Below are 20,709 nucleotides of genomic sequence, written 5' to 3'. Positions count from 1 at the left end.
ACACGCATGTTCACTTCACTTCTGATCGCCAACCGTGGCGAGATCGCGCTTCGCGTGATGCGCACGGCCCGCAGCCTCGGCATCAGGACGATCGCCATCTACTCCGACGCCGACCGCGACGCCGCTCACGTCGAGTGGGCCGACGAGGCGGTGCGTGTAGGCCCTGCCCCGGCGCGCGAGTCGTACCTCGACGCCGGTGCGGTCCTTTCCGCAGCGGTCGAGAAGGGGGCCGACGCGATTCATCCCGGGTACGGCTTCCTCTCCGAGAACGCGTCGTTCGCCGAGGAAGTGACCGCACGCGGCATCGCCTGGGTCGGCCCGTCCGCCGCTGCCATCGAGCAGATGGGAGACAAGATCCAGGCCCGCAATCTGATGGCGAAGGCGGGTATTCCCGTGGCCCGCGGCACCGATCAGCCGGTGCTCGATGTGGCGGATGCCCTCGCCCGTGCTGAGCACGTGGGCTATCCGCTGATGGTGAAGTCCGCCGCCGGTGGCGGCGGAATCGGAATGAGCGCGGTGCACACGGCTGACGAGCTGGAGCGGGCGTTCGAAGGTGCCCGAAGCCGGGCGCAGCGATTCTTCGGCGATCCCAGCATTCTGCTGGAGCAACTGATTTCGCCCGCCCGTCACGTCGAGGTGCAGATCCTCGGCCTGGGCGACGGCAGGGTCGTCTCCCTCGGCGACCGCGACTGCTCCATCCAGCGCAGGCACCAGAAGGTGCTGGAGGAGTCCCCCTCGCCGGGTGTCAGTCCGGCCACGCGAGCCAAGATGGCCCAGGCGGCCCGGGAGGCCGCCCGCGCCATCGGCTACAGGGGCGCGGGCACGGTCGAGTTTCTCGTCAATCCGGTCACGCAGGAGTTCGTCTTCCTGGAGATGAACACCCGTCTTCAGGTGGAGCATCCGATCACCGAGCTCACACACGACGTCGACCTGGTGGCCGAACAGCTTCGCATCGCCGCCGGCCAGGCGCCGGGGTTCGAGACCGAGAGCGTGCACAGCACCGGACACGCCTTCGAATTGCGTCTGTACGCCGAAGACCCCAAAACCTTCGTCCCCTCGCCTGGAACACTCACGGCGTGGCACATGCCGCAGGGAGCCGGGGTGCGGGTCGACGCGGGCTACCGGCCCGGCGACCAGGTGTCCCCCCACTACGACCCTCTGCTGGCCAAGATCTGCGCCTACGGCTCCGACAGGACCGAGGCACTACAGCGTGCTCGTACGGCCATGGCAGAGGTCGTGGTCGAGGGTGTGAAGACCAATGCGACCACCTTGCTGTCCCTGCTGGACAACCCCGCCATGATCAGCGGGGACTATGACACGACCACGCTGGAGCGCATGTGACACCCGGACCTGGCAATGTCGCGCTTGTCATAGCCGACAACAGCGACCAGTACACACTCGCGGGCACGAACACCTGGATCGTGATGGACACCCGTCGTGGCTGCGCCGTCCTGGTGGACCCCGGCCCTCACGACCCGGCCCACCTCCGCGCCATCGATCAGCAGCTCGCGCTGCATGCAGTCCGTCTGGAGGCGATCGTGGTCACGCACGGCCACGACGACCACTCAGACGCCGTGGATGCCGCGCACCGCCGATGGGACGTGCCGGTCCATGCGCATGATGCCCGACACTGCCGGAACGCGCCGCTACTGCGTGGAGGGAGCGTCGTCGGCAGCGGTAAAGCGGAACTCCACTGCATCTATACGCCGGGCCACACCTCGGACTCGGTGTCCTTCTACGCGCCGTCGGCGCGTGCCGTACTCACCGGCGACACGGTCCTGGGCGGTTCGACCACCATGCTCGACTTCCCCGACGGATCGCTCGACAGCTATCTCTCGTCGCTGGAGACGCTGCGTGACACGGCAGTCGCTGAGTCCGTGCAGTGGATTCTGCCGGGCCATGGGCATGTGTGCACCGATGTGATCGGGGACGTCCAAGCCGTCGCCGCCCGGCGGAGGGAGCGCCTCGGCCAAGTCGAGCAATTGCTGCTTGAGCGCACCCGGACGGACGAGGAACTCGTCGACGTCATCTACCCAGGAATCACCCCTGCGCTGCGTGAAGGTGCCCTTCAGAACACCGCGGCCGCCCGGGCATTCCTGGCAGCCCGTCAGACGAGTCACGGCTGCTGAGTGAAGAAGAGGAGAAGCATTATGTCCGTCGAGATCAAGTCGGAGGTCGTCGGCACCGTCTACCGCGTGCTCGTCGAAGCAGGCGAGCAGGTCGACGACGCCCAGCCACTGATCCTGCTGGAGTCCATGAAGATGGAGATCCCTGTTGTCTCGCCCTCGGCCGGCACCGTCGGTGAGATCAACATCGTGGAGGGAGACAGCGTAGAGGCCGATCACGTCCTGCTGACGCTGAGCTGAAGTTCACGGCACCGCACGATACGACTCCATCGGGGCGTGCCGTGCGGTGATCCTTGCTTCGTCTAGACCCGGGAGGACGCAATGAGCCTCACCATCCAATCGCTGGTCGAGGACCCGATGCTGCGCACGCGCATCATCGCGGGGCACGCAGGTGCGGAGCGCCTCGTCACCTGGGCGCACACCTGCGAACTGGGCGATCCGTGGAACTGGCTCGGCAGCGGTGACCTGCTGATGACGGCGGGCTACGGCCTGCCGCCGGGCGCCGACGCGCAGGCCGAGCTCATCCGCAACCTGGCCAGAGCCGATATCGCAGGACTCGCCGTAGCCGAGGGACTGGTCGCGCCCGAGGTGACGGCGGAGGCCATGGCCGTAGCCGACGAGCTGGCCTTCCCGGTCCTGACCACCGCGCGGAACGTGCCGTTCGTATCGGTGGCTCGCTTCGTCGCCGACAGCAACAACAGCCGGTCGAGCATGCGGCTCACCCAGGTCCTCCGGCTCTACGACGTCCTGCGGCGTGCCAACCTGCGCCGTACCGCGTCGTCGACGTTGCTCGATGAGCTGGCAGGGGCCATCCGAGGAGAGCTGCACGTCATCGACACGGTTCGAGGGCGCGAGCTCCTGCCCACGCGTCACAGGCTGCGCGACGAGCTCAGATCCGAGGCGCTTGCCAGGATCGACGAGCACAAGGGACAGCTGCCGGCATTCAGCCGGGTTGGCTCGGGGCAGGTCCCGGCGCTGGTCCTGCCGGTAGGCCGGGACGTTGCAGCCGCCCTCGTCGTCTGCGCGAGGGGGGCCGACGAACAGCCGGACCCGGTCCTCGCCCAGCACGCAGCCATGATCGTCGAGATGGAGGTCGAGCGTTGCGAAGCGCAGGCGTCGCGAGAACGAGAACAGCGTGCGACGCTGGCCCGTCGCCTGTTGGAAGGCAGCCTCGCCCCGGAAGCGGCAAGCGCGCAGCTCTCGTCCCTCGGGCTGGGGGGTGGGCCATGGAGGATCAGCGCCTGGGAATGTGCCGATGCGGCCAACGGGGAGGATCTTGCCCGAGCGCTGGCCGTCCTCGACATGCGCAGCGCCTACGCCGCGGCCGAGGAGACACACATGGTCCTGCTCCGCGAGCAGGAGTTCGCCGAGCCACTGCAGGACGTCATCCCCGCACCGCCCGCAGTGGTCGGTGTGAGTCGGCCCGTTTCGTCGCCGTCACGTTTCCCGGACGCCTTCCGAGAGGCCCGCTGGGCTCTGGAGGGCGCTCGTGAGACACAGAACCGCTTCGCGGTCTACGGAGCACACGGCTCGTCCTTCATGCCCAGGACGGTGGCCGAAGGTGAGGCGGTCGTAGCGCGGCTGCTCGGCCCCCTGCTCGAGTACGACGACCGCAACGACACGGACCTCCTGCACTCTCTTTCGGTGTTCTTCGAGGCCAACAGGTCATGGCAGGAAGGTGCGAAGAGGCTCGGCGTGCACAAGCAGACCCTCGCCTACCGGATGAAGAAGATCGAAGCACTGACGTCCATGGACTTGCACGACTTCGCCAGCCAGGCGGAGCTCTTCTACGCTCTGCGCACCTGGAAGCTGCTTCAGACCAGCTGAGGATCGGTTTCCCCGCTCGGGGCGACGGGGTTGGGCGGGCGGCGATAGAGGCCGCCCGCCCAACCCCACTGTGGGAGCCGCACTCAGGGTGCAGGGTCGCCCGCCGAGACGATGGCGGTGCCCTGATCTGTCTCCGGCCGCTGACGCAGCGCGCCCGGCGCGGACGTCTCCGCCAGGGAACGTCCCTTCGTCTCGGGGGCCCAGATGATGCTGACGACCAGGCCTGCCGCGGTGATGCCGGCCCCGATGATCATGGTGATGTGGATCCCCAAGCCGGACATCGACAGCGGCGCCAGGAAGGTGCCGCCTGCGGCCCCGATCCTCGTGATCGCCGTGATCAGGCCGATCGCGGTGCTGCGCACCTCTGTGGGGAACAGCTCACCGGGATAGGGCCACACCAGCAGTCCGGTAATCCCGGAGAAGAGGCAGTAGACACCGAGACCGACGACGATGGCCGCCGTTGCACTGTTCGGGGCGACTCCCAGGAGCAGCAGAGCACCGACCATGGGGATGAAGGGCAGAATGAGCACCGGTCGGCGCCCCCACCTGTCCATGACGAGGCTGCCGGCGATCGCGCCGATCAGGATGACGATGCTGGAGAGGATGCCTCCGACGTAGCTGATGTCGTCACCGGAGAATCCGAAATCCTCCAGCATCCGCGGGAGGTACGCGTAGATGGCATAGAGCGGAACGATCTGCGCGGTCTGAAAGGCGATGACGAAGAGTATGCGTCCCGAATACCCGTTGCGCCGCAAGACACGGCCGATGGAGGCGCTCGCCGCGGGCTCGTCCATATCGTCGACACTGGCCTGAGGACCGAAAACCCGCTTGAGGACCTCTTCGGCCTCCTTCCGACGCCCACGGCTGAGCAGCCACCGTGGCGACTCCGGGATGCTGGTGCGCAGCAGGACGATCACCAGGGCGGGTACGGCAGCGCTGAAGAGCATCCACCGCCAGCTGCTGTCACCAAAGCCCGCGAGCCAGTAGCCGATCGCGTAGGACACGGTCGAACCGACAAACCATGCCGTGACCAGCGAGGCGAGCAGTGCTCCGCGGCGGCGGCGCGGTACGAACTCGGCCAGCAGAGACGCCGCGATGGGGTAATCGGCTCCCACGGCCATACCGACGATGAAGCGCAGGGTGATGAGCTGCCAGGCATCGGTCACCATCGCTGACAAGACGGAGCAGACGAGGAAGGCGACAAGGTCAATGGTGTAGGTGGTCTTCCTGCCCAGCCGGTCGCACAGGTAGCCGCCGAAGAAGCCGCCCACGAGCATGCCCGCCAGTGCCATCGAGCCGGTGAGCGCCACGTCAAGGCTGGACATGTCGAGCGCTGGCTCGGCCTGGATGAGGACGATGCCGATGATGCTGAGCACCCATCCGTCGAGGAAGGGGCCGCCCGCAGAAAGCAGCGATACCCGCCAGTGGAATGAGCTCATCGGCGCATCGTCGATAACGTTGCGTGGCAAAAGGTTCCTCCTCGATCCGGCGATCAGAGATTCGTCGCCGAAGCACCACGACGAGCACGCCGACCAGCGCAGAAACGAACACCGCCCCGGCATCTCCGGTTACTGCCGCATGGCCTCGACATCAACCCCGTCAGGGGTGGGTCACAACTGTGGCGGCCATGCGCGTGCAGCTTCTATCCGCAGATCGCGCAACACCACGGTGTGGCCCTGTGCGATGCGTCAGGCGGCCTTCGGCTCGATTCCCCACAGTTGCCAGACCGCCGAGCCGTAGATCACGGAACTGCCGTGTGGACGAGCGGGGGGATGGTGTTCAAGATCACGACCAGCTGGTGGAGAACACACAGGAACATTCCGCGCGAGACCGCACGCCGCCGCAACGGCCGTCCGAGGGGCGGTGCACCAGGCAGTGGCGCCGGATTGACGCCGCCGACCTGTGTGACATCGACGCCGCGGTGAAGCTGTTGGCGGTGGAGCGTCGCGTATGCGCACCCGCCGACGCCGGGGACGGCGGTGCTGGTCGACTCATCGGGCTGAGCCAGACGGGAATCCCGCCGGATGTCGCGGTCGCGGCTGGCCTCGAGCGCCGGGCGCATCTCGGCGCCGACGAACTCCTTGCCCAGACGTCCGAGGCTGGATCCACATCATGTCCGCGGGCTGCCAGGTGCTGTTCCTGGTCGGAGACGACGCAGACGGTAGGCCCTTGTCGGCACTGCATCTGCTCAAGCAAGACTGAACGCTTCCGTTCGGGCGGGCTGGTCGACTTCGAACTCGTGACCGGTCAGGCCGCGGACAAGGGGTGCCTTCTCACGACGGCTCCGGCCCGTGCGCAGATCGGGCAGGCCTGCTGGGACGCCCCTGGCATCGGCACCGTCCTGCACGACGATCCGCCGCCGTTGGACGACTCATCACCTCACTCCCGGCAGTAACGCCGGACGCCCCTCCAGCTCCCACAGGTGATCAAGGTCTCGGAGTGCTGGACGAGCCGTTCGTAGTCGCGGGCGTGACGGCGGGCGTGCATGATCCAGGCCAGCGTTCTCTCAACGATCCACCTGCGGGGCAGGACGCCATGCGGGGCTGCTGGTCCGCATGACGACCCCGGTCCAGGGCAACGTGCTCCCTCCCGGTGCCCTGGACACTGGCGACAACGGCAAGTTCGGCAGGGGCCGGCCCGGCGAGCGGACCTGGTTCGCCTGGCTGACGGCGACCGTCGGCCGCTACGGTCCAGGCCGCCACCTGTGGGCGCAGCCCCCGATGCCCTCATGGCCGCGCCCGCCCGGCAAGCCCGCGACGACCCGACACCGACTCACACCGATCTGCCTGCGGACCCGAACTCGATCGCAGTCGGTCCGGAGCGCTACGACCTTGGGTGCCTGATCGACCCCAGCAGCCTGCTGACGCACACCGTGCACTGTGAGGGGCTCATCGTCCTGGACCATGTCGTGCTGCTCGAGGTCCCCGTTCGTCACGGCACCCTGACTACCCCTCGAACCCGCGCGGCGGCCATGCCCCGGCACTCCCGGAGCGACGGCGTGGGGACACACCATGTCCGCGTCCACTCCGACCTGTACTTGTTCACGCGCCCTCGTACCGAGGCGCACACCGCGGCTGGGGAGACGCGCCGATGACCCGCCAATTCCCGCCGCTGTGCTGGGTGGGTCCGCCGCTCTCGGTGTGGACCACCGGGCAGCACGACGGGCACCTCCAACTCGCACGAGGCCCCTACGTTCCCGCCACACTCCAGGACGCGGCCCGCATCCCCCCGGCGATCGCCGCCTACGCCATCGCTGCGTATACCCGCCCCGGTGATACGGTGCTCGATCCCGACTGCGGCGCCGGCACCGTCCTGGTTGAGGCCCTGCGTGCCGGACGACACACCATCGGGATCACCGGACACCGTCAGTGGAGGCCCATCGCCTGCGCCAACATCACCGCCGCCAAACGCGATGGCGCTGTGTCGGATGCAACGGTGCTCGACCATCCACCCGACGACACCGCCACGCACCATGCCGGGTTGGCCGGCCGCAGTGACCTGCTCCTGACCACCTGGCGCCCCACCCGGCGCCCCCGCGCGTACCCAGTAGAAGAGCTCGATACGAGCACCGGCACGGACACTGAGGAGGACGCGGCCGCGGATCGCCTCCATGCACTACTGGCCCGGTGCCAGCCGCTGATGCGACCCGGCAGCCATGTGATCGTCGTGCTCCCGCGACGCCACAGCCGCGACGATCTGCTCGACTTGCCGGGACATGTGATCCCCACGTTCATTTCGGCGGGGTCAACGTCCTCGCTGCCGTGCTTCGCGACGAGCTCGTGCAGCTTTGCGATCCCCTCAGGTCGTGCTGGGTCGGCGCGACGGAATGGTCGTTCCCCTGGGCCGGTATCGCATGGTGACTACCGAGCCCGGGTGGAACAGAACGACGTTCCCGTCGTGTGGCAACCATCCGCCGTCGCAGTAGCGGCGACGGAGCTCCTTCCACCCGGTGCCGCATGTTTGCGGCCGAGCCATCCGAAGAACTGGCGCGCCGTCGGGGCCTTGTGCAGGTGAAGATGCCGGGGTGAGCGTCGGCCGAGGTCGAAGATCTCTGAACAGGCTCTCACCTGCGTGGAACATTCACCGGCACCCGCAGCGGCCGCACGACCATCACCCTCACCACCACTGCGGCCAACGGCTGAACGCGGGCCGTCGTGGCGCGCGGGCCGCCTGCTCGCTGGACGGGGTGCCTGGTGCTCCGGGGGCGGAACGTCCCTCGTCGGGCGCGCCCCGCCCTGCGCTCGGTGGAGCGCCGCGGGATGTGAACGGTCAGCGAAAGACCGCGTCCTGTAGGGTCCCGGCGTAGCGGGCCAGCAGGGTACTGAACTGCTTGACGTCCGCGCTGGACCAGTCGTGCAAGATCTCGGCCAGCATGGCGTTCGACGTGTCCACGATGGCGTGGTGGACACGCTGCCCGGCCGGTGTCACCGTGATGCTGGTGGCCCGCTGGTCCGCCGGGTCCGTCGCCCGCACGACCAGGCCCTGGGCCTCCATCCTCGCCAGGACCTTGCTGACGTTCGAGGCGCCCGTCCCGGTCTGCCGGGCGACGTAGGACGGACGGGCCGAACCGCCGGAGCGCACCAGGACGTTGAGGACGGTCATCGCCGCAGGGTCGATGTCCGCCCGGGCGCGGACGAGGATCACGTCCTGGATGCTGGCCGCGGACCACCGGGTCAGGATGCTGGAGAAGGAGTCGTGGATCGACGTCAGTTCCGCGGCGTCCGTTGCGCCCGTGATCTTGCGGGTGGTCGCCCGTGCCATGTCTCCCCGTGTCCTTCCTCTGCCGTCCGGTGGTGGTCGTCGTCCAGTAGAGCTGTCGTCCGGACATGATCCCACCCGGTCGCGCGAAGGTACAGCGGACCCGGAGAGAGAGTTGTGCCATCTCGTCGTGACGCCCCTCTTGCCGTGGGTGCGCGTCAGTTTTAATGTCCTCTGGACAGCAAATGGCCCCGGTCTCCCGCAGCCGCGTCTGGGGGCGGAGGCCCGTGTGCGGCGGCGCGGGCACCCACCGCGGAACCAGGCACCACCCCTTCGTGAACGTCATGCGCGCTGCGTCGAGCAGGCGGCTGCGCCACCCGCGCACGACCCGCAACCCGTCCTCATCCCATGGAGGTACGCATGACCGTCACATACGAGGCCCAGCGGCTGATCACCGGCTACAGCTGGACCGAATGTCCTCGCTGGCACGACGGGCGCTTCTACTTCTCAGACATGTACAACCACCGTGTCGTGACCGTCACCGAGGACGGGCAGGCCGACACCTTCCTCGACCTGAACGGCCGCAGGAGCCTGGTCGACGAGGAGGTCGTCTGCGCCGGTGCCGGCTTCCTGCCGGACGGCCGCCTGCTTGTCAACTCCATGTGGGAGCAGGTCGTCCTGGTGCACGACGGCAGCACCACCGAGGTGTACGCCGACCTGCGGGACCTGGCCGCGAGCCCCATCAACGACATGGTGGTGGACGCCCACGGTCGCGCCTACATCAGCCAGCTCGGTTACAACCTCTTCGCCGGAGAGACCCCGGCCAAGGCCCCGCTGCTGGTCGTGGAGCCGGACGGTACCCCGCGTGTCGCCGAGGAGGGCGGCCTCTTCGACGGGGCCAACGGCATGGGCATCACGGCGGACGGCCGAACCTTGATCACCGCCGAAGTCGACGGTATGCGCCTGACCGCTCTGGAGATCAAGGGCGACGGTTCGCTCGGAGCCCGCCGAACCTTCTTCGACGACCAGATCATGATGGACGGGATGTGCGTCGACGCCGAGGGCGCGGTCTGGGGTGCGTCCCCCATCAGCGGGGTACTGAGGGTCGTCGAGAGCGGCCCGGTCATGGCCTCCGTCAAACTGCCCGCGGAACAGGCGGGCATGGGCGTCGCGTGCGCGCTCGGCGGCTCGGACCGCAGGACCCTGTTCATCGCCTGTGGGGTCGAGGTCTTCGACCGTGAGAAGTCCCGTGCCGAGGGCCGCGGTTCGATCTGGACCGCCCACGTCGACGTGCCCGGCGGCACCACGCGGCCCTGAACGTCAACCGGAGTGCCGCCCCCACCCCGACTCAACGACGAGAGCGACGAGGTACGCCATGGCACGACTCGACTTCACCGGACGCGCGGTCATCGTCACCGGCGCCGGGCGCGGTATAGGCCGCGCGCACGCCAAGCTGCTGGCCGCACGGGGTGCCGCGGTGGTCGTCTGCGACCCCGGTGGCGACACCGACGGAGAGAACCCCTCGGCGGGACCGGCGGAGGAGGTCGTCAAGGAGATCGCCGAGGCCGGTGGCACCGCCGTGGCCTCGGCCGAGTCGGTCGCCACCGAGGAGGGCGCCGCCGCGATCGTCCAGGCTGCCGTGGACTCCTTCGGCCGGCTGGACGCCGTGATCAACAACGCCGGCATCTTCCGGCCGATCCCCTTCGACGAGGCCACGCCCGAGACGTACCGGCGCTACCTGGACGTTCACTACCTCGGGAGCCTCCTGGTCACCCGCGCCGCCTGGCCGCACCTGGCGGCCTCCGGCCACGGACGCATCGTCAACACCGTGTCGGCCTCCCTGCTGGGCGTGCCCGACATGGTCCACTACGGCTCCGCCAAGGGCGCCGTCTATGGCCTGACCCGCAATCTCGCTGTCGTCGGCCAGGCAGCCGGCATCAAGGTGAACGCGGTGGCTCCCGGGGCCGGGACCCGTATGGCCGAGCTCACCGGCGACACCCTGCCGCCCGGGATGCTCGAGTACATGATGACCAGCATGCCCCCCGAGCTGGTTTCGCCGGTCGCGGCGTACCTGGCCCACGAGACCTGCGCGGTCAACGGAGAGGTCTTCAACGTCGCGGGCGGCCAAGTGAACCGCATGGTCATGGTCAACACCACGGGCATCACCGACCCGGGCCTCACCCCCGAGACGGTCGCCGAGCGGATCGACGAGATTCTCAGCCCCGACGGCGCCCGTCCCGCCGAGCTGATGCCGCCCCAGCCGGATTCCTGACGGCCGCCGATTCCGTACGTCCACAACCCCGCCACCCCCGCATCAGGAAGGAAGCCGGAAGCCCCATGGCCGACGAGACATGGACCGTGGAGGTGGACGGCGCGGCCTGTCTCGGCTCCGGCGTCTGCGTGTCCATCGCCCCCGCGCACTTCGTCGTCGAGAACGGCACGTCCCGTCCCCTCGCCGGTCGCGTGGAGCCCGCGGAGGAACTGCGGGACGTGGTCGCCCTGTGCCCCGCGGCGGCCGTCCTCGTCCATGACGAGAACGGCGAGTTCGTCGAATGAGCCCCCTCTGCCGGGGCCGCCGAGCCGTCTGACGGGATGCCCGTAGAGCCTCGCCACTCGCTCCCCGCATACCCGTCCATACCCGTGATCCGTATCGGCATCCGTCGGAGGAGACGCCCGATGACCAGTGAGACCCCGCCGTTCCCGTTCCCGCCCCTGCCGCCGGAGGAGGCGCTGGAAGCCTTCCGCAAGGTGCGCGCGGACCGGCCGATGACCAAGATGACCATGCCGTACGGCGGCGACGTGTGGGTGATCCACCGGCACGCCGCGGCCAAACGGATGCTGGAGGACCGCCGCTTCGTCCGCCGGCCCTTCCGCGAGCGCGAAGTGCCCTACTTCGTTCAGTTCCCGCCCTTCCTGTTGCAGACGTTTCAGTGGGCCGATCCGCCCGAGCACACCCGGCTGCGCCGCCTGGTGGCCCGCGCGTTCACCGCCCGCCGGGTCAAGCAACTCCGCCTGCGGGCACAGGAGATGGCTGACTCACTGCTCGACCGGATGACCGCCGACGGGCGCGGCGAGGGTGACTTCGCGAAGGAGTTCGCCATTCCTTTCCCGATCCGGGTCCTGTGCGAGCTGATCGGCGTTCCCGAGGACGACCGGGACAAGTTCATCACCTGGTCGCATGCCCTGCTGGCGGTCTCCGGGATGACGGAGGAGCAGATCACTCAGAGCAGTGCCGAACTGTACGGCTACCTCGCGGCCCTGATCGCACAGCGCCGCGCCGAGCCGCAGGAGGATCTGCTGAGCACGTTGGCCGCGGCCGAGCAGAAGGACGACTCGCTCACGGACGAGGAGATCCTCCCCATCGCGATGCTCATCCTGGTGGGAGGCTTCGACAACACCGCCAACTTCATCACCCTCGGCGTCACGTCGATGCTGCACAACCCCGAGCACCTCAAGCTGCTCCTGACGGACATCGACACGATCACCCCCACCCTGGTCGAGGAGACTCTCCGCCACGGTGGCTTCGTGCAGGGGCAGCCGGTCGCCGGCGGGGCGGGCCTGCCCCCGCATATGGCGAGCGAGGACGTCGAGATCGACGGACAGCTGATCCGCGAGGGCGAGTGCGTGCTCGTCGACATCTCGGCGGCCAACCACGACGAGAACGTCTTCGAGACCCCGCACGCCTTCGACATCACACGCAAGCCCAACCCGCACCTGACGCTCAGCCACGGCCTGCACCACTGCCTGGGCGCACCCCTGGCCAGGATGGAGCTCCAGGTGGCCCTGTCCACCGTCTTCCGCCGCCTGCCCACCCTGCGGCTGACGGGCGCGGCCGTCGACATCACGGAGACCCTGACCGGCGGCACCAGCAGCCTGCCCGTGGCCTGGTGAGCGCGCTGTCGCCGAATGTCCTGCCCCGGCGCGTGGCGGTTGTCGGCTCCCGGCCGACGGCGTGAGCTGAGCTGCGGCTCGTGCGTCCTGCTCCGTGCCCGGTCCCACTGAGCGAAACCTCGCATGGCCCGCCACGGCGGCGGCGATCAGTCTGGGCCGCGCGGAGCAGGACGTCCCGACCCGAGGGCCGACGCCGAGCTGGGAGGAAGAGGAGCCGGATGGCAGAACGTGTGCAAGTGGCCGTGGCGGACCGGGCCGCGGTGTCCGCGGTGTCCGCGCGGCTGGCCCGCGCCGAGGCGGAGCGCCGCCCCTGCGCCCCCGTCCGGGACCTCCTCGGGCCGACGGACATCGCCGCCGCGTACGCGGCGCAGCAGCGCCTCGCCCAGGACAGGCTGGCCCGCGGCGCACGGGTGGCCGGCCGTAAGATCGGCCTGACCTCGGCGGCGGTGCAGCGCCAAGTGGGCGTGGACCGGCCGGACTTCGGGATGCTCTTCGACGACATGGACGTGTCGGACCGGGCCGCCGCCGTGCCCAGCGAGCGGCTGCTCCAGCCCCGGGTCGAGGCCGAGATCGCCTTCGTCCTCGGCGCGGACCTGGACATGGCGGGCCTGGACCTGGGCCAGGTGCGTGGGGCGGTCGACCACGCCCGCGCGGCCCTGGAGATCGTCGACAGCCGGATCGCCGGATGGGACATCGCCATCACGGACACGGTCGCCGACAACGCCTCGTCCGGCCTCTTCGTCCTGGGCCCCGAGCGGGTCCCGCTGGACCGCTTCGAGCCGCGCGAGGTCTCCATGGCGATGACCCTCGACGGCCACGAGGCCTCGACGGGCGACGGGGCTGCCTGTCTGGGCGACCCGCTCGAAGCCCTGCTCTGGCTCGCGCGCACCGCGCGCGAGTTCGGGGATCCGCTGCGCGCCGGGCAGGTCGTGCTCTCGGGGGCGCTCGGCCCTCTGGTGCCGGTCGGCCCGGGAGCCGTCGTGCACGCCGAGATCTCCGCGCTCGGTTCCGTGTCAGCCACGTTCACCAGCACTCAGTGAGGTCGAGGTGAAGAAGACCAAGGTCGCCGTCATCGGTTCGGGGAACATCGGCACCGACCTGATGATCAAAGTGATGCGGCTCTCCGACCGCCTGGAGATGGCCGCCACGGTGGGGATCGATCCCGCCTCGGACGGGCTCGCCCGTGCCGCCCGGCTCAAGGTGCCCACGACCGCCGAGGGGGTGGACGGCCTGATCACGATGGAGGGGTTCGAGGACATCGGCATCGTTTTCGACGCCACCTCCGCCAAGGCCCACGTCGAGAACGCCAAGCGGCTCGCACCCCACGGCAAGGTTCTGGTGGACCTCACCCCGTCCGCCCTCGGCCCGTACGTGGTGCCGCCGGTCAACCTGGACGAACACCTGGAGAGGTCCGCGACGAACCTCAACATGGTGACCTGCGGGGGCCAGGCCACCATTCCCATCGTGCATGCCATCAGCCGGATCACCCCGGTCGCCTACGCGGAGATCGTCGCGTCGATCGCCTCCCGCTCGGCGGGACCGGGCACCCGCGCCAACATCGACGAGTTCACCGAGACCACCTCCGCCGCCATCGCCTCCGTCGGGGGCGCCCTGCGCGGCAAGGCGGTCATCGTCCTCAACCCCGCAGAACCACCCCTGATCATGCGGGACACCGTCTACTGCCTGACCGGTGATGTGGACGAGCAGGCGGTCGCCGGCTCCGTCACCGCCATGGTGGCGGCCGTCGCCGAGTACGTGCCCGGCTACCGGCTCAAGCAGGAGGTCCAGTTCACCCCGGTGCCGCCGGGCGAGCCCGTGCACACCCTGCTGCCGCCTGGCGCGCCCGAGGTCACCACCAAGGTCACCGTCTTCCTGGAGGTCGAGGGCGCGGCCCACTACCTGCCCGCCTACGCCGGCAACCTCGACATCATGACCTCCGCCGCCCTCCGCGTCGGCGAGCGCGTCGCCGAGCGTGTCCTCACCGAGGTGACCCGATGACCGACGCCACCGAGCCCGCGCCCCGCCTCTACGTTCAGGACGTCACCCTGCGGGACGGCATGCACGCCATCCGGCACCGGATCCAGCCCGCCGACGTCACCCGCATCGTGCGTGCCCTCGACGCCGCCGGCGTGGACGCCATCGAAGTGGCCCACGGCGACGGACTGGCCGGCGGCAGCCTCAACTACGGCCCCGGCAGCCACAGCGACTGGGAGTGGATCGAGGCCGCGGCGGGCGCCGTCGAGAACGCGGTCCTCACCTCCCTGCTGCTGCCCGGCATCGGCACGATCGCCGAACTCGAACAGGCCTACGCCCTCGGCGTGCGCTCGGTGCGGGTGGCCACCCACTGCACCGAGGCGGACGTCGCGGCCCAGCACATCGCCACGGCACGCGAACTGGGCATGGACGTCTCCGGATTCCTGATGATGGCCCATATGGCGCTTCCGGCCGAACTGGCCCGCCAGGCTGCCCTGATGGAGTCCTACGGCGCCCACTGCGTGTACGTCACGGACTCCGGCGGACGCCTCACCATGCGGGGCGTCCGCGACCGGATCCGCGCCTACCGCGACGTACTGGACGAGACGACCCAGATCGGCATCCACGCCCACGAGAACCTCTCCCTGTCGGTCGCCAACTCCGTGGTGGCGGTGGAGGAGGGAGCGATCCGCGTGGATGCCTCCCTCGCCGGGCAGGGGGCCGGGGCGGGGAACTGTCCGATCGAGCCGTTCGTCGCGGTGGCGAGCCTCTACGGCTGGAAGCATGACTGCGACCTGTTCGCCCTACAGGACGCCGCCGACGACCTCGTACGGCCGTTGCAGGACCGGCCCGTGCGCGTCGACCGGGAAACACTCACGCTCGGGTACGCGGGCGCCTACTCCAGTTTCCTGCGCCACGCCGAATCCGCGGCCGCACGCTACGGGCTCGATGCCCGCACGATCCTCCTGGAGGTCGGGCGGCGCGGGCTGGTGGGCGGCCAGGAGGACATGATCGTGGACATCGCCCTGGACCTCGCCGGGGCGCAGCGCGTGGGGTGAACAGGCCGCGGCCTGCCGAGCGCGGGGCGGGAAGGGCTCTACGGGGCGCCTTCCCGCCCCGCGCCGCTTGCGCGTGAGTTCACCGACTTCCTGCTCACCGGAACCTTTTCAGCCGCTGAGCTCGCTGCTAGCGTGAAAACTGGATTTCATTCTGGTTTCGCCGAGAGGTACTGGCATGAACTCAGAGCTGAGTCGGATTGCCGGGTCCACGCCTCAGCGGGAGGCGCCGCCCCCGTCGATGGTCGAGCGGATCACGTTGATCATGGATCTCTTCGAGTATCCGCAGATACGGCTGACCCTGGAGGAGATCTCGGACCGCACCGGTCTGCCGCGTTCCACGGCGCACCGGATCCTCGACCAACTGGTGGGCATGCGCTGGCTCGAGCACATGACGGCGGGCTACCGGCTCGGACGGCGTGCCCTCGGGCTCGGTGGCAGGGAGGCAAGCCACGCCACGCTACGCGCCGCCGCGGCCCCGACGCTGCACGAACTGGCCATCCGTACCGGACTGGTGGTGCACCTCGCGGTGCTGGAGGAGACCGAGGTCTACTACCTCGACAAAGTGGGCGGCAGGTCCGCTGTGGACGTCCCTTCACGCGTCGGCGGGCGTGCGCCGGCTCATTGCACCGCCCTGGGCAAGGCCATGCTCGCCTGGCTCGAGCCCGAGCGCGTCGACGAAGGCTATGCGACCGGCATCCCTTCGCGCACGGTGCGCAGCATCGCCGGGCGTATGCAGCTCCACGAGGAGCTCGGCCGGATCCGGGCCCGTCATGGACTGGCCTATGAGCGGGGCGAGTGCTTCGGGGGCATCGGCTGTATCGGCATCGCCCTGCGCGGGCCGTCCGGCCCCATCGGCGCGCTCTCCCTGGTGGGGGAGATGCGCGCGCCCTTGGAGCGGCTGGCGCCCCTCGCGCTCAGTGCCGCCCGCGGCGTCATGGACGAACTCGCCTCCAGATCATGGCGGTTGGGGATCGACGCGGCACCTGGGCGGATCCAGGTGGCGGAGCGCAGGGCGCCGGCGATGGCATCGGCACGCGCCGACGGACGCGAGTAGTCCGTACCGGCTGCTCCCAGGTCCCGCTGTCCGGGATGTGCCGAGGCGGGCTCCCGTGACCGTCGTTAGTTTCCGGTGCGACCGTGTTCCCGAGACAGAGGTGGCGAGGACCATGACCGAGTCGTTCCAGGGGGCCGAGGCGGCCGAGCTGCCCGGCTACACCGAGACACTGCGCGAACTGTCGACGGACCAGGGCGTACTGCGCTACCACGAGGTCGGCGACGGGCCGCCTCTGCTGCTGCTCCACGGCTCGGGTCCCGGGGTGACCGGCTGGCGCAACTACGGAGGCAACCTCGCCGCGTTCGCCCGCCACTTCCGCTGCCTCGTCCTGGAGTTCCCGGGTTTCGGAGTCAGCGACCCGACCGAGGAGCACCCGATGGCGGTCGCGCCGAAGGCCGTCCTGGGCTTCCTGGCCGGGCTGGGCCTGGACCGGGTGGACGTGGTGGGCAACTCGATGGGCGGCATCGTCGCGGCGAATCTGGCGATCCTCCGACCCGGACTGTTCCGGCGCATCGTGACGGTGGGGGGCCTGGGGCACAGCCTGCTCAGCCCGGCCCCCGGCGAGGGCATCAACCTGCTCATGGATTTCACGGAGAACCCGACCCGCGAAGCCCTGGTGCGATGGATGCACGCGATGGTGTACGACCCCGTGATCGTCACGGACGAGATGGTGGCGGAACGCTGGGCCCAGGCCACCGACGCGGAGACGCTGGCAGCCGCCCGCCGGATGTACGGACGCAAGGCGCTGGCCGCGAGCATGGCGGCGGCCCAGGCCGGTGAGCAGCCGCCGTACTGGGCGCTGCTGCACCGGATCACCGCACCGACCCTCATCACCTGGGGGCGCGACGACCGGGTCAGTCCCCTGGACATGGCGCTGCTGCCCATGCGCACCATGCCCAAGGCGGAGCTGCACGTGCTCCCCGAATGCGGGCACTGGGTGATGATCGAGCAGAAGGAGGCCTGGGAGAGCGCCGTGCTGGCCTTCCTCACTCGGCCGGGTGAGGACTCCTGACTGCGTGGAACACCACCGGATGTGGGCCGGGCCGCCCTTATCCTGGAGGGAACGGATCACAGAAGGTTGGGAGAGCGGACCGGTGCCACGACTCACCGAGGCGCGCAAGCCCGCGTCACCCTCTTCACAACGCCAGGTCGCACGCTGGGACCGCATTCTGGAGGTGGCGGCCGAGCTGGGGGCCCGGACCGCGTACGAACACGTGCAGATGCAGGAGGTCGCCAAGGCGGCCGACGTGTCGCTCACTACGCTCTACCGATACTTCCCGTCCAAGGTGCAGCTCTTCGCCGCCGTGTACGTGGCGCGCGTCGAGCTCTTCGTCAAGGAGGAGTGGCCGGCCGAGGACGGGGACGCCGTCGAGATCGTGGGAGAGCGGCTGGTGGCCCTGACCCGCCGTCTCATGGAGCAGCCGCTGCTGTGCGGGTCGATGGTCCGGGCGGCCGCGGCCGACTACGCCGACCCGTCGCAGCCGCAGGCGCCGGTGGCCGAGTCCCACTTGTACCGCGCGATCCTGCGCACGCTCGGCGAGGACGATCCGGGGCAAGAGCGGGTCACGGCCGTCCGGATGCTCGTGTACGGCTGGTGGGGCGTGCTCTTCTCCAACCTGAGCGGGCGGACCTCTGCCGCCGAGGCGCGGTATCAGATCGCGCTGGCCGCGCGGCTGCTGTTGGCGCGGGACACGCCGGCGGGGTGAGCACGGGGCGGCAGGGGACCAGATCCTAGGAGGCAGGAGCCTGCCCGTTCACCGGTGCCGTCCGGAGCGCGTGCTCGGCCACATCCCGGACAGCGAGATGGGCGAACACCATCGCGGGGCCGATCGTGGCGCCCGCGCCCGCGTAGTCGTTCCCCATGACGGAGGCGGACACGTTACCGGACGCGTACAGGTCCTCGACCACCCCGCCGTCCGGGCGCAGTACCCGTCCGGCGGCGTCGGTGACTAGCCCTCCCTTGGTTCCGAGGTCTCCCGCCTCCAGACGGACCGCGTAGTACGGCCCGCCGTCGATGGTGTCGAGCACCGGGTTGGGCAGTGTGGGATCGCCGTAGTAGTGGTCGTACGCGCTGCCGCCGCGCCCGAAGTCCCGGTCCTTGCCCTCGCGGGCGGACGTGTTGAAGCGCTCCACGGTCTGCTTCAGCGTGTCCGCGGGCACGCCGATCGCCCGGGCGAGCCCGGTCAGCGTCCCCGCCTTGATGACCAGGCCGGAGTCGTACCACTCCTTCGGGCGGCCCCCACCTGTTCGCCCAGGCGGTGGCCGTCTCCCGTGTTCGAGGGCGCGCCCATGCTGTGGTCGGGTCGGCCGTGCGAGGGCAGGTGGGCCTCGCGCATGGCCGTGTCGTGGTCGAAGCCCCCGTGGCGAGCAGTACGCCGTGCCGGGCCCACACGCGAAGTGCGCGGCCGTCGCGCTCGATGACGGCGCCGGTCACCCGCCCGTCCTCGACGACGAGACGTGTCACCGGTGCCCGCAGCCACAGGGGGATGCCGAGGTCCTTCATGGTCAGGCGCAGACGGGCGATCAGTGCCGCGCCGAGTGTCTTCATGCGGCGGCGGAAGAGGTTGGACACCACGCGCCAGCCCGCGAGGGGGAGCATCCGCCAGGACTTCGGGTCGCGCCGCAGCATCATCAGCACCCGTGCCTCGTACCCGGTGAGCCACAGGCCCATCGGCGTGGGTACGTCCATGCCCTTCAGATACTGTTCGTCCTCGCCGAGCAGCCGGGCGTCGATGGGCCGGGGCTCGATGGTGCGGCCCAGCGGTCGTCCGCCGGGCTCCTCGGGGTGGTAGTCCGAGTAGCCGGGACACCAACTGAACTCCATGTGCCGGCTCACGCGGTGCGGCATCTCCATCACCTCGGGCCCGGCGCGGTCGAACCGCCGAACACAGCAGCCTTCTCCACGACGAGCGAGGACAGTCCGGCGTCGTGCGCGGTGATGGCACCGACCATGCCGGCCGCGCCGCTGCCGGCCACGAGGATGTCCACCACCTCGTCCCAGGGGGTGGTGTCCGGTTCCTTCGGGCCGGGGCCGGGAGCGGAAGGCGTGGCGGACATGGAACCTCCGAATGAGTGTGAGCCTGTTGCCGCTCGGGCCTCGGCGGTTCCGGCCGTTCGGGCGAGGCGCAATCCCGGTCAACGGAACCGCGTCCTCGGGTCAGCTGAAGTCCCAGCTGTGCCCCCAGTAGCTGTCGGCGGTGATCTCCTCGGCGGTGTACGCGGTCTCGTCGACCAGCAGTCCCTCGCAGCCGATCTCCAGGTCCCAGCCGCCGGGCGTGCGTACGTAGAAGGAGATCATCTTGTCGTTCGTGTGCCGGCCCAGCGTGGACGACAGGTGGTAACCCGCCTTGAGGACCCGGTCCAGGGCGCGTCCGACCTCGTCGAGGGTCTCGCACTCGACCATGATGTGCACCAGCGCGGGCGCCTTGAGCTCCGGCGAGGGCAGCAGGGCGAGGCTGTGGTGGCGGGCGCCCACACCGAGGAAGCGCAGCCGGACCGGGCCGGATTCGGGCGGGGCGGGCAGCCGGAACGCGCCGCGTGGCAGGAAGCCGAGCGTCTCGGTGTAGAAGCCGAAGGCGCCGTCCAGGTCGCCTACGGGGACCACGACGTGGCCCGCGCCCAGCTTGCCGGTGACGAAGCGGTTGCCGTAAGGCGTGGCGAGCGGGCTGTGGTCCAGAGCGGGGCCGTGGAAGATCTCGACCGGCGTACCGCCCGGTGCCTCGAACGCGAAGGCCGCCTCCACCCGGCGCAGGTCGCAGTCCTCCTGCGCCAGCGGCTTGGTCGCGATACCCGCCGCCTCGACGGCCCGCCGCACTCGGCCGAGCGCCAGATGGTCGCGTACCTCCCAGCCGACCGCCTCGACCCGGTCCTCCTCGCCGGGCCGGATCACGATCCGGCCGTTGCGCTCGTCCATGCGCAGGTACAGCGCCCCCGGCTCCGGGCCGCTGCCCTCGGCGAAGCCGGCCGTCTCGAAGGCGAAGGCGCGCCAGGCCGTCATGTCGGCGGCCAGGACCCTGACGTAGCCCAGCGAGCTGATGTCGCCCATGGTGTTCCCCTCTGTTCCTGTTCTGTGCACGTCGGT

21 protein-coding genes and 2 pseudogenes are annotated in these 20,709 nt (G+C 69.6%); 16 read left to right on the top strand and 7 right to left on the bottom strand.

Annotated features, from left to right (window positions below):
• The first annotated feature begins 6 nt into the window (after positions 1–6).
• The 4 genes from ACJX2R_RS01010 to ACJX2R_RS00995 all read left to right on the top strand — a co-directional run bounded on the left by ACJX2R_RS01010 (position 7) and on the right by ACJX2R_RS00995 (position 3,953).
• On the top strand, positions 7–1,341 hold the full coding sequence (locus tag ACJX2R_RS01010) for an acetyl/propionyl/methylcrotonyl-CoA carboxylase subunit alpha (RefSeq protein ID WP_413098293.1): 1,335 nt from the start codon (positions 7–9) through the stop codon (positions 1,339–1,341).
• Positions 1,338–2,129, top strand: coding sequence for an MBL fold metallo-hydrolase (locus tag ACJX2R_RS01005; protein WP_413098292.1), 792 nt, complete (start codon positions 1,338–1,340; stop codon positions 2,127–2,129). The genes ACJX2R_RS01010 and ACJX2R_RS01005 overlap by 4 nt, the downstream gene beginning before the upstream one ends.
• Before the next feature lie 21 nt (positions 2,130–2,150).
• Positions 2,151–2,366 carry an acetyl-CoA carboxylase biotin carboxyl carrier protein subunit gene (locus ACJX2R_RS01000; RefSeq protein ID WP_413098291.1) on the top strand — a complete coding sequence of 72 codons (216 nt, stop codon included), beginning with the start codon at positions 2,151–2,153 and terminating at the stop codon, positions 2,364–2,366.
• 81 nt (positions 2,367–2,447) lie between these two features.
• The gene (locus ACJX2R_RS00995; RefSeq protein ID WP_413098290.1) at positions 2,448–3,953 is read left to right on the top strand and encodes a PucR family transcriptional regulator; all 1,506 of its coding nucleotides are present in this window, start codon (positions 2,448–2,450) and stop codon (positions 3,951–3,953) included.
• A gap of 83 nt (positions 3,954–4,036) precedes the next feature.
• Here the strand turns inward: ACJX2R_RS00995 and ACJX2R_RS00990 are convergent, their stop codons facing one another.
• Positions 4,037–5,422 (bottom strand): MFS transporter, encoded by a 1,386-nt coding sequence (locus ACJX2R_RS00990; RefSeq protein ID WP_413098289.1) that lies wholly within the window; start codon positions 5,420–5,422, stop codon positions 4,037–4,039.
• A 329-nt stretch (positions 5,423–5,751) separates the two neighbouring features.
• Here ACJX2R_RS00990 and ACJX2R_RS00985 point away from each other — a divergent pair, with 329 nt between their 5' ends.
• The gene (locus ACJX2R_RS00985) at positions 5,752–6,348 is read left to right on the top strand and encodes a hypothetical protein (RefSeq protein WP_413098288.1); all 597 of its coding nucleotides are present in this window, start codon (positions 5,752–5,754) and stop codon (positions 6,346–6,348) included.
• Here ACJX2R_RS00985 and ACJX2R_RS00980 read toward each other — a convergent pair.
• Positions 6,333–6,485: pseudogene (locus tag ACJX2R_RS00980) on the bottom strand (IS5/IS1182 family transposase); the annotation flags it as partial. The gene ACJX2R_RS00985 and the pseudogene ACJX2R_RS00980 sit on opposite strands and share 16 nt — an antisense overlap.
• A 558-nt stretch (positions 6,486–7,043) precedes the next feature.
• On the opposite strand from ACJX2R_RS00980, the gene ACJX2R_RS00975 reads away from it, so the two are divergent.
• Positions 7,044–7,967: a DNA methyltransferase gene (locus tag ACJX2R_RS00975; RefSeq protein WP_413098287.1), complete on the top strand. Its 924-nt coding sequence runs from the start codon at positions 7,044–7,046 to the stop codon at positions 7,965–7,967.
• Between the two features lie 255 nt (positions 7,968–8,222).
• Here the strand turns inward: ACJX2R_RS00975 and ACJX2R_RS00970 are convergent, their stop codons facing one another.
• Positions 8,223–8,714 carry a MarR family winged helix-turn-helix transcriptional regulator gene (locus tag ACJX2R_RS00970; RefSeq protein WP_413098286.1) on the bottom strand — a complete coding sequence of 164 codons (492 nt, stop codon included), beginning with the start codon at positions 8,712–8,714 and terminating at the stop codon, positions 8,223–8,225.
• 357 nt (positions 8,715–9,071) lie between these two features.
• On the opposite strand from ACJX2R_RS00970, the gene ACJX2R_RS00965 reads away from it, so the two are divergent.
• The 10 genes from ACJX2R_RS00965 to ACJX2R_RS00920 all read left to right on the top strand — a co-directional run bounded on the left by ACJX2R_RS00965 (position 9,072) and on the right by ACJX2R_RS00920 (position 18,334).
• The gene (locus ACJX2R_RS00965) at positions 9,072–9,968 is read left to right on the top strand and encodes an SMP-30/gluconolactonase/LRE family protein (RefSeq protein WP_413098285.1); all 897 of its coding nucleotides are present in this window, start codon (positions 9,072–9,074) and stop codon (positions 9,966–9,968) included.
• Between the two features lie 58 nt (positions 9,969–10,026).
• Positions 10,027–10,923 (top strand): SDR family NAD(P)-dependent oxidoreductase, encoded by an 897-nt coding sequence (locus tag ACJX2R_RS00960; RefSeq protein WP_413098284.1) that lies wholly within the window; start codon positions 10,027–10,029, stop codon positions 10,921–10,923.
• 65 nt (positions 10,924–10,988) lie between these two features.
• A complete protein-coding gene (locus ACJX2R_RS00955; protein WP_413098283.1) occupies positions 10,989–11,207 on the top strand; it encodes a ferredoxin in 219 nt (72 codons plus the stop codon).
• A 120-nt stretch (positions 11,208–11,327) separates the two neighbouring features.
• Entirely contained in the window at positions 11,328–12,542 is a 1,215-nt protein-coding gene (locus tag ACJX2R_RS00950; protein ID WP_413098282.1) for a cytochrome P450, read from the top strand.
• A gap of 218 nt (positions 12,543–12,760) precedes the next feature.
• Entirely contained in the window at positions 12,761–13,582 is an 822-nt protein-coding gene (locus tag ACJX2R_RS00945) for a 2-keto-4-pentenoate hydratase (protein ID WP_413098281.1), read from the top strand.
• A 7-nt stretch (positions 13,583–13,589) separates the two neighbouring features.
• Positions 13,590–14,540, top strand: a complete 951-nt coding sequence (locus ACJX2R_RS00940; RefSeq protein ID WP_413098280.1) for an acetaldehyde dehydrogenase (acetylating) — start codon at positions 13,590–13,592, stop codon at positions 14,538–14,540.
• The gene (dmpG, locus tag ACJX2R_RS00935) at positions 14,537–15,574 is read left to right on the top strand and encodes a 4-hydroxy-2-oxovalerate aldolase (RefSeq protein WP_413098279.1); all 1,038 of its coding nucleotides are present in this window, start codon (positions 14,537–14,539) and stop codon (positions 15,572–15,574) included. The genes ACJX2R_RS00940 and dmpG overlap by 4 nt, the downstream gene beginning before the upstream one ends.
• Before the next feature lie 175 nt (positions 15,575–15,749).
• Positions 15,750–16,628 carry an IclR family transcriptional regulator gene (locus tag ACJX2R_RS00930; RefSeq protein WP_413098278.1) on the top strand — a complete coding sequence of 293 codons (879 nt, stop codon included), beginning with the start codon at positions 15,750–15,752 and terminating at the stop codon, positions 16,626–16,628.
• 112 nt (positions 16,629–16,740) lie between these two features.
• Complete coding sequence (locus ACJX2R_RS00925) at positions 16,741–17,640, top strand: alpha/beta fold hydrolase (RefSeq protein ID WP_413098277.1); 900 nt, start codon at positions 16,741–16,743, stop codon at positions 17,638–17,640.
• 82 nt (positions 17,641–17,722) lie between these two features.
• Positions 17,723–18,334 carry a TetR/AcrR family transcriptional regulator gene (locus ACJX2R_RS00920; RefSeq protein ID WP_413098276.1) on the top strand — a complete coding sequence of 204 codons (612 nt, stop codon included), beginning with the start codon at positions 17,723–17,725 and terminating at the stop codon, positions 18,332–18,334.
• Between the two features lie 25 nt (positions 18,335–18,359).
• Here the strand turns inward: ACJX2R_RS00920 and ACJX2R_RS00915 are convergent, their stop codons facing one another.
• The 4 genes and pseudogenes from ACJX2R_RS00915 to ACJX2R_RS00900 all read right to left on the bottom strand — a co-directional run bounded on the left by ACJX2R_RS00915 (position 18,360) and on the right by ACJX2R_RS00900 (position 20,673).
• Positions 18,360–18,788 carry an FAD-binding protein gene (locus ACJX2R_RS00915; RefSeq protein WP_413098275.1) on the bottom strand — a complete coding sequence of 143 codons (429 nt, stop codon included), beginning with the start codon at positions 18,786–18,788 and terminating at the stop codon, positions 18,360–18,362.
• A 244-nt stretch (positions 18,789–19,032) separates the two neighbouring features.
• Positions 19,033–19,452 (bottom strand): annotated as a pseudogene (locus ACJX2R_RS00910) (FAD-binding protein); the annotation flags it as partial.
• A gap of 29 nt (positions 19,453–19,481) precedes the next feature.
• The gene (locus ACJX2R_RS00905; protein ID WP_413098274.1) at positions 19,482–19,685 is read right to left on the bottom strand and encodes an FAD-binding protein; all 204 of its coding nucleotides are present in this window, start codon (positions 19,683–19,685) and stop codon (positions 19,482–19,484) included.
• A gap of 100 nt (positions 19,686–19,785) precedes the next feature.
• Complete coding sequence (locus ACJX2R_RS00900; RefSeq protein WP_413098273.1) at positions 19,786–20,673, bottom strand: VOC family protein; 888 nt, start codon at positions 20,671–20,673, stop codon at positions 19,786–19,788.
• Between the last annotated feature and the right edge of the window lie 36 nt (positions 20,674–20,709).

Origin of the sequence: Streptomyces sp. Inha503 (genome assembly GCF_047215865.1) — a bacterium.
Taxonomy (GTDB): Bacteria; Actinomycetota; Actinomycetes; order Streptomycetales; family Streptomycetaceae; genus Streptomyces; species Streptomyces lycopersici.
The sequence above is the reverse complement of the archived record's forward strand: the minus strand, read 5'-3'. Positions and strand labels throughout refer to the sequence as shown.

What these genes read in the sequence shown, in the direction of transcription:
- ACJX2R_RS00900 (WP_413098273.1), bottom strand. Translation starts at nt 20,673, where the DNA reads ATGGGCGACATCAGCTCGCTGGGCTACGTCAGGGTCCTGGCCGCCGAC.
- ACJX2R_RS00995 (WP_413098290.1), top strand. Translation starts at nt 2,448, where the DNA reads ATGAGCCTCACCATCCAATCGCTGGTCGAGGACCCGATGCTGCGCACG.
- ACJX2R_RS01000 (WP_413098291.1), top strand. Translation starts at nt 2,151, where the DNA reads ATGTCCGTCGAGATCAAGTCGGAGGTCGTCGGCACCGTCTACCGCGTG.
- ACJX2R_RS00950 (WP_413098282.1), top strand. Translation starts at nt 11,328, where the DNA reads ATGACCAGTGAGACCCCGCCGTTCCCGTTCCCGCCCCTGCCGCCGGAG.
- ACJX2R_RS00960 (WP_413098284.1), top strand. Translation starts at nt 10,027, where the DNA reads ATGGCACGACTCGACTTCACCGGACGCGCGGTCATCGTCACCGGCGCC.
- ACJX2R_RS01010 (WP_413098293.1), top strand. Translation starts at nt 7, where the DNA reads ATGTTCACTTCACTTCTGATCGCCAACCGTGGCGAGATCGCGCTTCGC.
- ACJX2R_RS00905 (WP_413098274.1), bottom strand. Translation starts at nt 19,685, where the DNA reads ATGTCCGCCACGCCTTCCGCTCCCGGCCCCGGCCCGAAGGAACCGGAC.
- ACJX2R_RS00965 (WP_413098285.1), top strand. Translation starts at nt 9,072, where the DNA reads ATGACCGTCACATACGAGGCCCAGCGGCTGATCACCGGCTACAGCTGG.
- ACJX2R_RS00925 (WP_413098277.1), top strand. Translation starts at nt 16,741, where the DNA reads ATGACCGAGTCGTTCCAGGGGGCCGAGGCGGCCGAGCTGCCCGGCTAC.
- ACJX2R_RS00975 (WP_413098287.1), top strand. Translation starts at nt 7,044, where the DNA reads ATGACCCGCCAATTCCCGCCGCTGTGCTGGGTGGGTCCGCCGCTCTCG.
- ACJX2R_RS00970 (WP_413098286.1), bottom strand. Translation starts at nt 8,714, where the DNA reads ATGGCACGGGCGACCACCCGCAAGATCACGGGCGCAACGGACGCCGCG.
- dmpG (WP_413098279.1), top strand. Translation starts at nt 14,537, where the DNA reads ATGACCGACGCCACCGAGCCCGCGCCCCGCCTCTACGTTCAGGACGTC.
- ACJX2R_RS00955 (WP_413098283.1), top strand. Translation starts at nt 10,989, where the DNA reads ATGGCCGACGAGACATGGACCGTGGAGGTGGACGGCGCGGCCTGTCTC.
- ACJX2R_RS00945 (WP_413098281.1), top strand. Translation starts at nt 12,761, where the DNA reads ATGGCAGAACGTGTGCAAGTGGCCGTGGCGGACCGGGCCGCGGTGTCC.
- ACJX2R_RS00930 (WP_413098278.1), top strand. Translation starts at nt 15,750, where the DNA reads ATGAACTCAGAGCTGAGTCGGATTGCCGGGTCCACGCCTCAGCGGGAG.